Here is a 9,953-nt window from a genome sequence, read left to right as displayed (position 1 = left end):
CGGCCCCGTCAGAAAGGCAGCCATGATGACTCTCTCCCTGACCACCGCCACCGGACTCGCCGCGTCCGGCTCGTCCTCGCTCTTCCTGATCCTGGTGGGCGTGGTGCTGGTCGCCGTGCTGATCGCCGCGTTCTGGTGGGGCTCACGGCGCGTCGCCCGCAGGCGGCGCGGCGCCGGTGTCCCCCAGGCGCCGCCCGCGGAGTCGAGGCGGGATTCCTGGTCGACCCCGGAAGACGGGACGGAGCGATGAGGACGGACGCGCACGACCCGGATCGGAACGCCGGCGGAACCGGACGGGAGGCCGCCGGCGAGGAGCGGCGAGGTCGGGCCCACGACGACCGTGACACCACCCGCAGGAACGACGCCGGCGGTCACACCGCCAAGCGCCAGCGCCCCGGGGTGGGGCGCGAGGAGCAGACCCGAGAGCACGGGGGCTGACCGCCCCGCGCCACGACACGCCCGAGGCCCCGCGCCGTGTATCGCGCGGGGCCTCGGGCGTCCGGCCGCGAGCGGCCTGACGTGCGCGCCTCAGTGGCGGCGCAGCTTGCCGAACAGGCGGCGCGCCTGGGCGCGCTTGTGAGGGTCGGTCGCGGCGCGGCGAAGGGACTCCGCCGCGCCGCGGCCCTGGGGGCTGCGGGCGAGTCGCTTGAGGCGGTCGAGCAGTGCGGTCATGGGACTCTCCTCCGATGTCCGTGTCCTGACACGTCGTGTTGCCCCGGACGGCGGACTCACACCTCCCCGTTTCCCGACGCCTCGTCATGAACGGTGTTCCGGAACCGAGTTCTTCTTCGGAATCACGGCGGAATGATGCCCGCCGACCGGGGTACGCGGACGCTGTCCAACCCGCAGGGAAGGAGCCCAACCATGGGTCTGGGACTGTTCATCGCCATGATCGCCGTCGGCGCCATCCTCACCTTCGCGACCGACTGGGAGATCCAGAGCGTCGACCTCGACCTCGTCGGCGTGATCCTGATGGTCGTCGGCCTGCTCGGAACCGCCGTCTGCACCAGCGTGCTGCGCCGCCGCCGCATGGTGGTCCCGCCCGTGGCGCCCACGGTCACCGACCACGACCGTCACGACTCGCTCTGAGGCGGCCCGCGCCGACCGGCGCCACACCCTGCACGAACACAGCGACAAAGGAGTGACAGCAATGACCGACCACCTGTGGTCCTTCACCACCGAATCCGGCCACCTGACGGGCACCGACCTCACCGGATGGCGAGTCGAGGCATCCGACGGGCACATCGGCAAGGTCGACAAGCACTCCGACGAGGTGGACGACTCCTACCTCGTCGTCGACACCGGCGTCTGGATCTTCGGCAAGGAGGTGCTCATCCCGGCCCGGGCCGTGACCCGCGTGGAACCGGAGGAGGAGACCCTCTACCTGACCCTGACCAAGGAACAGGTCAAGGAATCACCTGAGTTCGTCTCCGACAAGCACCTCGCCGACCGCCAGTACCGTGACGAGATCGACCAGTACTACCGCTCGTCCTGGCACCTCCCCGGAGGCATGGGCGGCTTCTGACCAGCCGATCCGCCCGGCCCGCTCGTGCCGGTGATCCACGGTTTCCCCTTGCCGTGGGTCGGAGGCGCCCCTGAGTGGCCCGCACCTTCGAGGAGGTGCGGGCCACTGGCGTGTCGTCCCCCGGGTCTGCCCTCGGGGAAGGCGGCAGGCCGAACCGCCAGGCCACGGAAGCGGCCCCTTCCCCTGACCGCCGCCCTGACCGCCCGTTCCGGGACCCACCAGGTTTAACGTGCGGATCTCCGGCGAGACGGAGCCCATGAGTGCTTCGGAGAACAGCGGACGGAACCCCTTCCCCTGGACCGGTCTCTGCGCCGTCCCGGCCCAACCCGACCGGACGCGCGGAGACGGACCCGACTCGGACCTGCTCCTCTTTCCCGCGCCGGTCGCGGAGAACGACCGCGCGCGTGCGGCCGGCGGCGCCGAAGGCGGCCGGTGGAGCGCCACGCGCGCCCACCCGGCCGTGACGGCCGGTGCCGTGGCCGGGGCGGCTGCCGTCCTCGCCGTCGGGTACGGGTGGGGGCGCCGCTCCGGACGCCTTGCCGCGCGGCGCGGCCTGGGCCCGGTGGCCCTGTTCCTCCGGCGCCACGGCTGAGCCGGCGGCTCTTTCCGCCCGGCGCGAGCCCCCGCACGTCAGTTTCCCGTCATCGACTTCACGGAGGTAGACCCCCATGGTCCCCCTGATTCTCGTCCTGCTTCTCGCCCTGCTGCTCTTCGGCGCCGGCTTCGTCGTCAAGGCGCTCTGGTGGGTCGCCGTCATCGTGCTCGTCCTGTGGCTGCTGGGCTTCGTGGCCCGGCCGAAGGGCGGCGCGGGCCGCTGGTACCGCTGGTAGCAATCCCCGGAGCACGGCCGAGCCCGGCACCTCCGTCAGGAGGGTGCCGGGCTCGGCCGCGTGATCAGGCGCTCAGGACCGAGTCGTCCTCGGGGCGCGCGCCCGGCAGACGGTGGCGGGCCGCGATCAGCGCCGCGTCCACGTCCCGCGTGCCGGTGGTCACGCACAGCGTGTACGCGAGGTCGTCCATGCGCCGCCGTACCTCCTCGCCGCCGTTCTCGGCGTTCAGTACCTTGAGCGTCTCGTACTCGTCGATGAGGTTGCGCAGGACCGCGGGGTGGGCCATCAGCACGTACTGCTCCCGTCGTCGGCGGGGCGGAGGGGGACCGCCCGGTTCGGGGCGCGTGTACCCCGGTCGGGGCATCCCACACCCTCCGCCTCTTGACGCACTGTCAGCGGGTGTGATTCGCGGTACGCGCGGTGTGGGAACCGTGAAGAGGGGAAAGGCGGGTACCAGGAGCCCGGCCTCCGGCTCGGAACGAAGGGAGTACCAGCGGCATGACGGACGCGATCACCGCGGAGCGCGCGGTCCCCGAGCCCCTGTTCTCCGCGGGCGTCGTCTACGCCGACGCCTCCCGGGGCGGGGCGATCGCGTCGGCCCGCGCCTTCACGGCCGAGTTCCTCGCGGGCGCCCCGGCCGTGCTGCACGGACCGGTGGGCACCGAACGCGTCGAGCTCGCGCAGCTGGTCGTCAGCGAACTGGTCACCAACGCGATCCGGCACACGGCCGGCCCCTGTCGGCTCCTCCTCGAACTGAGCCACGAGGCCCTGGAGATCTCGGTCTTCGACCAGGGGACCGCCGCTCCCGTCCCGCGCGGGCACGACCCGGGCCGTATCGGCCAGCACGGCGTCGAGATCGTCGTCGCCGTCTGCGAGAGCCTCACCGTGGAACCCGTTCCGGAAGGGAAGCGGGTCCGGGCCCGCCTGTCCCTGCTGCCGGAGGACGCCGCCGACCCGGCGCACCCGTAGGACCGGCGAGCGCACGGGCGCACCGGCAGCCCGCCGGTTCAGCCGCGGTCGTCGGCGCGCCGGCGCATCAGGGAACTCCGTTGGACCTCCGTCAGGCCGCCCCACACGCCCGACGGAGGGTGTGGCTGCGCCAGTGCCGAGCGCAGGCACGGTTCACGTACCGGGCAACGCCGGCAGACGCTCTTGGCCTCCTCCGTCTGGGCGAGCGCGGAAGCGCCGTGCCCCACGGGGAAGAACAGATCGGGGTCGACCTCCTGGCAGGCCGCGGCCGCACGCCAGCCGTCCATGTGAGCCTCCTGGCACATGCGTAGGGATGGGTGTCCCCGTTCGCCTGACCGCTCGGCCGTCCGTGAAACCCGCCTCGTCCGTCCGTGAGACCCGCCTCAGTCGGGGCGGCCGCGGGCGGTCGTGCGGAAGCAGGCGGTGACGCCCTTGCCGCGCGGGCACGGGACGGTCCGCACGTCGTCGGCGAGCGCGTCGACCAGGAGCATCCCGCGCCCTCCCAGCGCGCCCTCGTCCGGATCGCGTTGCTCGGGGACCGACGAGGAGGCGTCGTGCACGGTGACGTGCAGGCACTCCTCGTCCCAGGTGAGGATCAGCTGGGCGTCGCTGCGCGCGTGCACATGGGCGTTGGTGACGAGTTCGGAGACCGCCAGCACGACGGAGTCGGCCACGCCGGGGGCGGTACGGTCCCAGCCGAGCGCCGCCAGGTGCTCGCGCGTCCAGTCGCGGGCCTCCTTAACGCTGCTGCCCATCGGCAGCGACCGCGCCCAGCCGACGGCCCTCATCGAAGGGTCCCGTTTCATGTCCCTCCTTCGGACGACCGGTCAGGGTTTCCGCCTACCCCCTGGCACGGGACGGGAACACCGGACGGAAATCTCTCGGGAATCCGTAGGTCTGAGGGTGCGAAGTCGGGGTAGGCGAGCAGTCTCGGGTTGACCACTCATCCCGATGAGGAACACACGTGAAAGGGGACAGGCGTGACGGTCACCACGATGTCGATGGCGGAGGTCGAGTCCGGAACGGGGACGCTGCCGCAGATCCCGGACACGTCGGCGGTCGCGCCCAGGGACGCGCGGGCCCTGTCGAAGGTCTTCTTCCAGGAGCTCGCGACGCTGGAGGAGGGGACGCACGCGTACCAGTATGCGCGGAACACCCTGATCGAGATGAACATGAGCCTGGTCCGGTACGCCGCCGGACGCTTCCGCCACCGCGCCGACGAGATGGAGGACATCGTCCAGGTCGGCATGATCGGCCTGATCAAGGCGATCGACCGGTTCGAACTCGCCCGCGAGGTCGAGTTCACCACCTTCGCCGTCCCCTACATCGTCGGCGAGATCAAGCGGTTCTTCCGGGACACCTCCTGGGCGGTGCACGTTCCCCGCAGGCTCCAGGAAGCGCGCGTGGAGCTCGCCAAGGCGAACGAGGAACTCTCCACCCGGCTCGGACGGATGCCGACGGTCAAGGAACTGGCCGACCTGATGAGCCTGAGCGAGGACGAGGTCACCGAGGCACAGCTGGCGTCCAACGGCTACAACTCCTCGTCGCTCGACGCCGCGCTCGGCGCCGAGAACGAGGACGGCGACGCCTCCCTGGCCGACTTCATCGGCACCGAGGACCACGCCATGGAACTGGTGGAGGACTTCCACTCGCTGGCCCCGCTCATCGCCGACCTCGACGAGCGCGACCGCCACATCATCCACCTGCGGTTCGTCGAGGAACTGACCCAGGCGCAGATCGGCGAGCGGCTGGGCTGCTCCCAGATGCACGTCTCCCGGCTCCTCTCGCGCACCGTGAAACGCCTGCGCGAGGGCCTGCTGGGCACCGCCGCCGTCTGAGCCGTTCTCACGCGTCGGCTCCCGTGGCCGGGGCGTGGTCGGGGTGGCCGGGAGTACGGCGCTCCCGCTGGAGCCGGGCCTCGAAACGGTGCTCACGGCCGCCGGACAGCGCCGCGACCGCGGTGCGCTCCAGCTGCCGGAACGGTTCGTAGTAGGTCTCGTTGTAGGCGTCGACGATCTCGTACGTCCAGTGGCCCGGCATGACGTTGCGTCCCAGGATCTCCGTCTCCACCCGGTCCGCCCAGGCGTGGTGCCCGGCCTCCCGCAGGAGCCGGACCGCCCGGTCGAGCTCGAAGTCCGCGGTGCCGGTCAGCTGGTGGAAACCGTACAGATGCCCCCGGGCGCGCTCCGCGGTCTCCAGCGCCTTGCACAGCGAGCCCAGGGCTTCGATGGTGAGGGCGTCAGGGGCGGCGGGGACATCCGGGGCGCCGGGGGCGTCCCGGTCGTCTTCGTGAGTGCTCATGGAAGCCTCTTGCCCCGTCGGCGGACCGGCACGGGCGTGCCGGTCCGCACATCCCCCGGACGGCGCGCCTTCCGGCCGGGGGAATCCCGTTCAGACGAAGGTGACGGTCACCCGTTCGAAGCCCAGGCCCCGGAGAAGCTCCCGCAGCATGGCGGCGGTGTTCCGCTCCGCCCGGGTCGTCAGGTCCGACGCGCTGGCCGCTTCGCCGATGCGCCGGGCGGCGAGGACCTGGACGGCCTGCTCGCCGGCGGGGTTGTCCGAGAAGAGGTCCGCGATCCGGTCGAGCAGACCGCGCTGCTTCGACACGGCGTACGACCGCTCCGGATCGAGCGCCGGGTCGGCCGTCCGGGCGCGCGGCAGCCGGAGGGTGGCCTCGGTGCGGCCGGCGTCGACGGTCACGGCGTCGTCCCCGAGCCCGCCGAAGTCGACGTACGCGGCGACGCTGCCGCTCGCCACGTACAGGGTGCGGGTGCCGCGGATCCCGTCGGGCAGGAACCGCGCGTCGTGCTCCAGGTCGACGACCACCTGATAGGTGCCCGCCGCCCCCTCGTACCGGCTCAGGTCCTGGACGGACTTCAGGACGGCGGGGCCGGAGCGGTCCCGCGTCTCCGTCCCGAAGACGTCCAGACCGGGCAGCCGGAGGAACTGGCCGATCAGCATGAGGGCGACCGCGAGCACCAGCAGCGCGCCGGCGGCGAGTCGCCACCGCCCTCGGGGACGCTTCCCTCGGGGACGCTGCCCCGAACGTCGTTCGGGCGCGGGGCGGTTATCCGTTTCTTCTTCTCCCATGCCGACCGGTTGCCCGAGTTCGCCCGGGGCACACGCAACTACCCATCAGCTGAGGTCAGTTGTGACAAACGAGATGGTTGTTGCGGAGGCGGACGACACGGCGGGGCGCGACGCATGCAGGCCGCCGGGCGCGGGTACGCGGGATTCGGCCGGACGCACGAGGACGCCCGGGGAAGGAGACGGCTCATGTTCGGTCGGAGAGTGTCGCGAGGGAACCGGAAGAGACGGGGCGCCGCCTCCGCCGGCGGGGAAGCGGGCGCGGGGGACGGTGCGGTGGGCGCGGAAGCTGCGGTACGCGCCGTCGAAGGCCCCGAGCGTACGGATCCGGGCACCGCCGCGCCCCCGGCCGGCGCCCCCGACCGGCGCGGCCCGGGCCGCTTCGTGCGGGCGCTCGTCGCCCTCGCGGCCCTCGCCTGCTCGGTGGCCTTCGCCGTGGTGCTGGCCCGGCTGACGCTGGAGGCGTCGCCGGCGTCCGCGCCCCTCACCCACAGCAACCTGACACCCGGGCGCTCGATCGAGGCCTATCTCACCCGGCCCGCGTTCCTGGACACCGTGAAACAGCTCGGGGGGAACATCGCCCTCGGCGTCCCCTTCGGCATCCTGCTGCCGCTGCTGTCCCGCAAGGCCCGCGGGTTCCTCCGTGTCGCGCTCCTCACCGCCGCCACCATGCTCTTCGTGGAACTGGTGCAGGGGGCGCTCGTGACGGGCCGCGCCTTCGACGTCGACGACGTCCTCCTCAACACGACGGGCGCGCTGCTCGGCTACCTGGCCGTCGGCCGGCGGCTGGGCCGGGCCGTACACCCCCGGACCCGCCCCCGCTGGTGGCAGCGGCGGCGCCCGGCCCGCACCCCGGCGGCCCCGGGCTCCTGAGCCCCGCCGCCCCTCCCCCGCTGTGGCGGCCCGGGACGCCCGTGCCGAGAATGGGAGGAGCGGATGGCGCGGCGGCCCGGTACCGCGCGGGAATCCAGGTGATCGCTATGTGTCGGTGGCTCGCGTACCGGGGGACGCCGGTGCTGCTCGAAACGCTCCTCTACCGTCCGGCCCACTCCCTGATCGACCAGAGCCTGCACTCCAGACTGGGGGTGGAGACGACCAACGGCGACGGATTCGGCGTCGGCTGGTACTCGGAGCACACCGACACGCCGGCGCTGCTCCGGGAGGTGGGGCCCGCGTGGAGCAACCGCAACCTGCGCGAGCTCGCGTCCCACGTCGCGTCCCCGCTCTTCTTCGCCCACATCAGGGCGTCGACGGGAACGGCCGTGCAGCAGGCGAACTGCCACCCCTTCCGGCACGGCCGCTGGATGTTCATGCACAACGGCGCCATCGCGAGCTTCCCGCTGCTGCGCCGCGACCTGACCCTGCGCGTCGACCCCGCGCTCTACGCGGACATCGAGGGCACGACGGACTCCGAGGTCATGTTCTACCTGGCCCTCACCCACGGCCTCGACGACGACCCGCCCGCGGCCGTCGCCAGGATGGCGGGCATCGTGGAACGGGTCGGCCGCGAGCACGGGGTGGACGACCCCCTCCAGATGACGCTCGCCCTCACCGACGGCGAGCGCGTCTGGGTCTTCCGCTACTCCAGCGCCCGCGCGTCCCGCTCGCTCTTCTACAGCAGCCGCGTCGACGCCCTGCGCCGCCTCCACCCCGACGTCGCGTTCCTGCGGGGCATCTCGGAAGAGACCCGCCTCGTCGTCTCCGAGCCCCTGGGGGACCTGCCGGGGGCCTGGAACGAGGTGCCGGAGAACAGCTACGGCGTCGTGCAGCCGGGCACGGACGAACTCCACCGCTTCGCTCCGGTGGCTGCCTGAGCCGTCGGTCCACGGGATGCGCCGTTCAGGGCGACCGCCGGGTCCGCCGGGCCAGTTCGTCGCGGCGGCGGGTCAGGCGGGCGATCTCGGCGTCCAGGGCGGCGATGCGACGGTCGACGACCGGCGCGAGGCCGCTGCCGCCGCTCTCGTCCGTCCCGGCCGAGCCGCACGCGGGGGCCGGGTCCCGGGCGAGCAGCGGCAGCCGGTCCGCGCGGGTGCGCAGGTCCTCGATGGTGAGGCCGAGGGCGAGCAGGCCCCGGATGACGCGGACCAGCGCGACGTCGGCGTCCCCGTACCGGCGCTGGCCGGAGGGGGTCCGCTCGGCGGGCGGCAGCAGGCCGCGCTCCTCGTACAGGCGCAGCGCCCTCGGGGTGGTTCCCGCGGCCGCCGCGGCGTCACCGATCCGCACTCCCCCACACCCCCTCACGTACCTGGCCTCCGCTACAGCCGTACGACCACCGCGCCGAAATGGCGGCCGGCGATCAGCTCGGGCAACGCGGCGCGGGCCGCGTGCATTCCCTCGATCTCCGTGTACGGGAACCGGATCTCGCCGGAGCGCAGCCAGGCGCCGAAGCGGCGGGTCCACTCCTCGTCCACACCGGGGTGGTCGGCTCCGGCGTATCCGGTCAGGGTGACCCCCCGGACGACCAGGCCGAAGGTGTCGATCTCGGCGGGCGCCCTGTCGCCGGCCGTGTGCGGGGACATCTGTCCGGCCAGCGCGCCGACCAGGGCCACCCGGGCCCCGGAGCGGGTGCTGTCCAGCGCGGCGGTCAGCTGCTCACCGCCGACGGTGTCCAGGACGACGTCCAGCCCGTCGGGGGCCGCCGCCGCCAACTGCTCGGCGAACGGCCGCTGTCCGGGGCCGGCGATCAGGACGCGGTCGTAGCCCAGCTCCCGTACGAGCCGGTCGGCCTTGTGCGGGGAACGGGTGGTGCCGATCACCGTGGTGGCGCCCAGCAGGCGGGCGATCTGCCCGGCGAGGGTGCCCACGGCACCGGCCGCGCCCGTGACGAGGACGGTGTCGCCGGGACGGACCCGGGCCTGCCGGGTCAGCGCTCCGTACGGGGCCGCGCCCTGGGCCAGGTGTGCGACGGGGGTGGGCAGGGCGTCGCCCGCGGAGACGGCCTCGTCGGCGGGCAGCAGCGCGTGGTCGCGCCAGCCGGCCAGGTGGACGACGGTGTCGCCGGGTTTCAGCGGCCCGTCCCCCGATGCGGCGACCACCTCGCCGACGGCCGGGCCGAAGAGGACCTGCCCGGCTGCCAGGGACGGCAGCGGCAGGCCCTTCATCCGGCCTCCGATGAGCGTGCGCAGGCCGGGAAAGACCAGGAAGTACCGGTTGCGCACGAGCACTTGGCCGGGTTCGGGCGCGGCCAGCGGGGTTCGCGTCAGGGTGAAGTGCCCGGCTTCCGGCAGGCCTTCGGGTACCGAGGCGAGGCGGATCTCCAGGGCGGATTCGGGCAGGTCTGCGGCGCTCATAGGGGTCTCCGGGGTCGGTACGGGGACGAAGTCCGGCGACGCTAACCCCTGACCCGCGGGTGAGGGTCAAGCTCCTCCCGCGAGTTCGCCACCACGGGGCCCTCTCCTCAGGGGCATGACATTGGCCGTATCTCGTCTGCCGTCCCACGAGCCCGCGCGGGCTTAATGATGCTCCCGCGCCACGCGCCGCGCGGGTGGTCGTGACGACAGCCGGGGGGAACCATGAACCACACAGGCGGCATCGGCTCACCA

General features: G+C 72.9%; 18 protein-coding genes. 10 read left to right on the top strand and 8 right to left on the bottom strand.

What is annotated here, in order from left to right:
• The first annotated feature begins 22 nt into the window (after positions 1-22).
• Positions 23-250: a DUF6479 family protein gene (locus ACFC0Z_RS01965; RefSeq protein ID WP_376431709.1), complete on the top strand. Its 228-nt coding sequence runs from the start codon at positions 23-25 to the stop codon at positions 248-250.
• Entirely contained in the window at positions 247-438 is a 192-nt protein-coding gene (locus ACFC0Z_RS01960; protein WP_376431707.1) for a hypothetical protein, read from the top strand. Before ACFC0Z_RS01965 ends, ACFC0Z_RS01960 begins: the two co-directional genes overlap by 4 nt.
• Before the next feature lie 90 nt (positions 439-528).
• Here ACFC0Z_RS01960 and ACFC0Z_RS01955 read toward each other — a convergent pair whose 3' ends face one another.
• Entirely contained in the window at positions 529-672 is a 144-nt protein-coding gene (locus ACFC0Z_RS01955) for a hypothetical protein (protein WP_376431706.1), read from the bottom strand.
• A 192-nt stretch (positions 673-864) separates the two neighbouring features.
• Between ACFC0Z_RS01955 and ACFC0Z_RS01950 the strand changes: the two genes are divergently transcribed.
• From ACFC0Z_RS01950 to ACFC0Z_RS01935, 4 genes are all read left to right on the top strand, one after another.
• Positions 865-1,089 (top strand): DUF6458 family protein, encoded by a 225-nt coding sequence (locus ACFC0Z_RS01950; RefSeq protein ID WP_376431704.1) that lies wholly within the window; start codon positions 865-867, stop codon positions 1,087-1,089.
• A gap of 61 nt (positions 1,090-1,150) precedes the next feature.
• Entirely contained in the window at positions 1,151-1,525 is a 375-nt protein-coding gene (locus tag ACFC0Z_RS01945) for a PRC-barrel domain containing protein (protein ID WP_376431702.1), read from the top strand.
• Positions 1,526-1,781: 256 nt separating this feature from the next.
• The gene (locus ACFC0Z_RS01940; protein WP_376431700.1) at positions 1,782-2,117 is read left to right on the top strand and encodes a hypothetical protein; all 336 of its coding nucleotides are present in this window, start codon (positions 1,782-1,784) and stop codon (positions 2,115-2,117) included.
• Between the two features lie 76 nt (positions 2,118-2,193).
• A complete protein-coding gene (locus tag ACFC0Z_RS01935; RefSeq protein ID WP_376431698.1) occupies positions 2,194-2,355 on the top strand; it encodes a hydrophobic protein in 162 nt (53 codons plus the stop codon).
• Positions 2,356-2,419: 64 nt separating this feature from the next.
• Here ACFC0Z_RS01935 and ACFC0Z_RS01930 read toward each other — a convergent pair whose 3' ends face one another.
• Positions 2,420-2,647: a DUF5133 domain-containing protein gene (locus ACFC0Z_RS01930; RefSeq protein WP_376431697.1), complete on the bottom strand. Its 228-nt coding sequence runs from the start codon at positions 2,645-2,647 to the stop codon at positions 2,420-2,422.
• A gap of 206 nt (positions 2,648-2,853) precedes the next feature.
• Between ACFC0Z_RS01930 and ACFC0Z_RS01925 the strand changes: the two genes are divergently transcribed.
• Positions 2,854-3,324, top strand: coding sequence for an ATP-binding protein (locus ACFC0Z_RS01925; protein ID WP_376431695.1), 471 nt, complete (start codon positions 2,854-2,856; stop codon positions 3,322-3,324).
• 38 nt (positions 3,325-3,362) lie between these two features.
• Here ACFC0Z_RS01925 and ACFC0Z_RS01920 read toward each other — a convergent pair whose 3' ends face one another.
• Both ACFC0Z_RS01920 and ACFC0Z_RS01915 read right to left on the bottom strand, forming a co-directional pair.
• Positions 3,363-3,611, bottom strand: coding sequence for a WhiB family transcriptional regulator (locus ACFC0Z_RS01920; RefSeq protein WP_376431693.1), 249 nt, complete (start codon positions 3,609-3,611; stop codon positions 3,363-3,365).
• A gap of 96 nt (positions 3,612-3,707) precedes the next feature.
• A complete protein-coding gene (locus tag ACFC0Z_RS01915) occupies positions 3,708-4,130 on the bottom strand; it encodes an ATP-binding protein (protein ID WP_376431692.1) in 423 nt (140 codons plus the stop codon).
• A gap of 174 nt (positions 4,131-4,304) precedes the next feature.
• On the opposite strand from ACFC0Z_RS01915, the gene ACFC0Z_RS01910 reads away from it, so the two are divergent.
• Positions 4,305-5,162, top strand: coding sequence for an RNA polymerase sigma factor SigF (locus ACFC0Z_RS01910; protein WP_376431690.1), 858 nt, complete (start codon positions 4,305-4,307; stop codon positions 5,160-5,162).
• 7 nt (positions 5,163-5,169) lie between these two features.
• On the opposite strand, the gene ACFC0Z_RS01905 is transcribed toward ACFC0Z_RS01910, so the two are convergent.
• Together ACFC0Z_RS01905 and ACFC0Z_RS01900 are read right to left on the bottom strand one after the other, a co-directional pair.
• Positions 5,170-5,625: a hypothetical protein gene (locus tag ACFC0Z_RS01905; RefSeq protein WP_376431688.1), complete on the bottom strand. Its 456-nt coding sequence runs from the start codon at positions 5,623-5,625 to the stop codon at positions 5,170-5,172.
• Positions 5,626-5,715: 90 nt separating this feature from the next.
• On the bottom strand, positions 5,716-6,285 hold the full coding sequence (locus ACFC0Z_RS01900) for a DUF4230 domain-containing protein (protein ID WP_376431687.1): 570 nt from the start codon (positions 6,283-6,285) through the stop codon (positions 5,716-5,718).
• Between the two features lie 402 nt (positions 6,286-6,687).
• Between ACFC0Z_RS01900 and ACFC0Z_RS01895 the strand changes: the two genes are divergently transcribed.
• Together ACFC0Z_RS01895 and ACFC0Z_RS01890 are read left to right on the top strand one after the other, a co-directional pair.
• Positions 6,688-7,284, top strand: coding sequence for a VanZ family protein (locus ACFC0Z_RS01895; RefSeq protein ID WP_376431685.1), 597 nt, complete (start codon positions 6,688-6,690; stop codon positions 7,282-7,284).
• 107 nt (positions 7,285-7,391) lie between these two features.
• Positions 7,392-8,225, top strand: coding sequence for a class II glutamine amidotransferase (locus tag ACFC0Z_RS01890; RefSeq protein WP_376431683.1), 834 nt, complete (start codon positions 7,392-7,394; stop codon positions 8,223-8,225).
• A 25-nt stretch (positions 8,226-8,250) separates the two neighbouring features.
• Here ACFC0Z_RS01890 and ACFC0Z_RS01885 read toward each other — a convergent pair whose 3' ends face one another.
• On the bottom strand, positions 8,251-8,634 hold the full coding sequence (locus tag ACFC0Z_RS01885) for a MerR family transcriptional regulator (protein ID WP_376431681.1): 384 nt from the start codon (positions 8,632-8,634) through the stop codon (positions 8,251-8,253).
• Positions 8,635-8,666: 32 nt separating this feature from the next.
• Positions 8,667-9,701, bottom strand: a complete 1,035-nt coding sequence (locus ACFC0Z_RS01880; RefSeq protein ID WP_376431679.1) for a zinc-binding dehydrogenase — start codon at positions 9,699-9,701, stop codon at positions 8,667-8,669.
• Positions 9,702-9,953: the final 252 nt, after the last annotated feature.

This window comes from Streptomyces sp. NPDC056144, assembly GCF_042264145.1.
Taxonomy (GTDB): Bacteria; Actinomycetota; Actinomycetes; order Streptomycetales; family Streptomycetaceae; genus Streptomyces.
This window is presented reverse-complemented; position numbering and strand designations above follow the sequence as displayed.

Coding starts and splice junctions, on each gene's coding strand:
- ACFC0Z_RS01965 (WP_376431709.1), top strand. CDS start 23: ATGATGACTCTCTCCCTGACCACCGCCACCGGACTCGCCGCGTCCGGC.
- ACFC0Z_RS01960 (WP_376431707.1), top strand. CDS start 247: ATGAGGACGGACGCGCACGACCCGGATCGGAACGCCGGCGGAACCGGA.
- ACFC0Z_RS01955 (WP_376431706.1), bottom strand. CDS start 672: ATGACCGCACTGCTCGACCGCCTCAAGCGACTCGCCCGCAGCCCCCAG.
- ACFC0Z_RS01950 (WP_376431704.1), top strand. CDS start 865: ATGGGTCTGGGACTGTTCATCGCCATGATCGCCGTCGGCGCCATCCTC.
- ACFC0Z_RS01945 (WP_376431702.1), top strand. CDS start 1,151: ATGACCGACCACCTGTGGTCCTTCACCACCGAATCCGGCCACCTGACG.
- ACFC0Z_RS01940 (WP_376431700.1), top strand. CDS start 1,782: ATGAGTGCTTCGGAGAACAGCGGACGGAACCCCTTCCCCTGGACCGGT.
- ACFC0Z_RS01935 (WP_376431698.1), top strand. CDS start 2,194: ATGGTCCCCCTGATTCTCGTCCTGCTTCTCGCCCTGCTGCTCTTCGGC.
- ACFC0Z_RS01925 (WP_376431695.1), top strand. CDS start 2,854: ATGACGGACGCGATCACCGCGGAGCGCGCGGTCCCCGAGCCCCTGTTC.
- ACFC0Z_RS01920 (WP_376431693.1), bottom strand. CDS start 3,611: ATGGACGGCTGGCGTGCGGCCGCGGCCTGCCAGGAGGTCGACCCCGAT.
- ACFC0Z_RS01915 (WP_376431692.1), bottom strand. CDS start 4,130: ATGAAACGGGACCCTTCGATGAGGGCCGTCGGCTGGGCGCGGTCGCTG.
- ACFC0Z_RS01905 (WP_376431688.1), bottom strand. CDS start 5,625: ATGAGCACTCACGAAGACGACCGGGACGCCCCCGGCGCCCCGGATGTC.
- ACFC0Z_RS01900 (WP_376431687.1), bottom strand. CDS start 6,285: ATGCTGATCGGCCAGTTCCTCCGGCTGCCCGGTCTGGACGTCTTCGGG.
- ACFC0Z_RS01890 (WP_376431683.1), top strand. CDS start 7,392: ATGTGTCGGTGGCTCGCGTACCGGGGGACGCCGGTGCTGCTCGAAACG.
- ACFC0Z_RS01880 (WP_376431679.1), bottom strand. CDS start 9,701: ATGAGCGCCGCAGACCTGCCCGAATCCGCCCTGGAGATCCGCCTCGCC.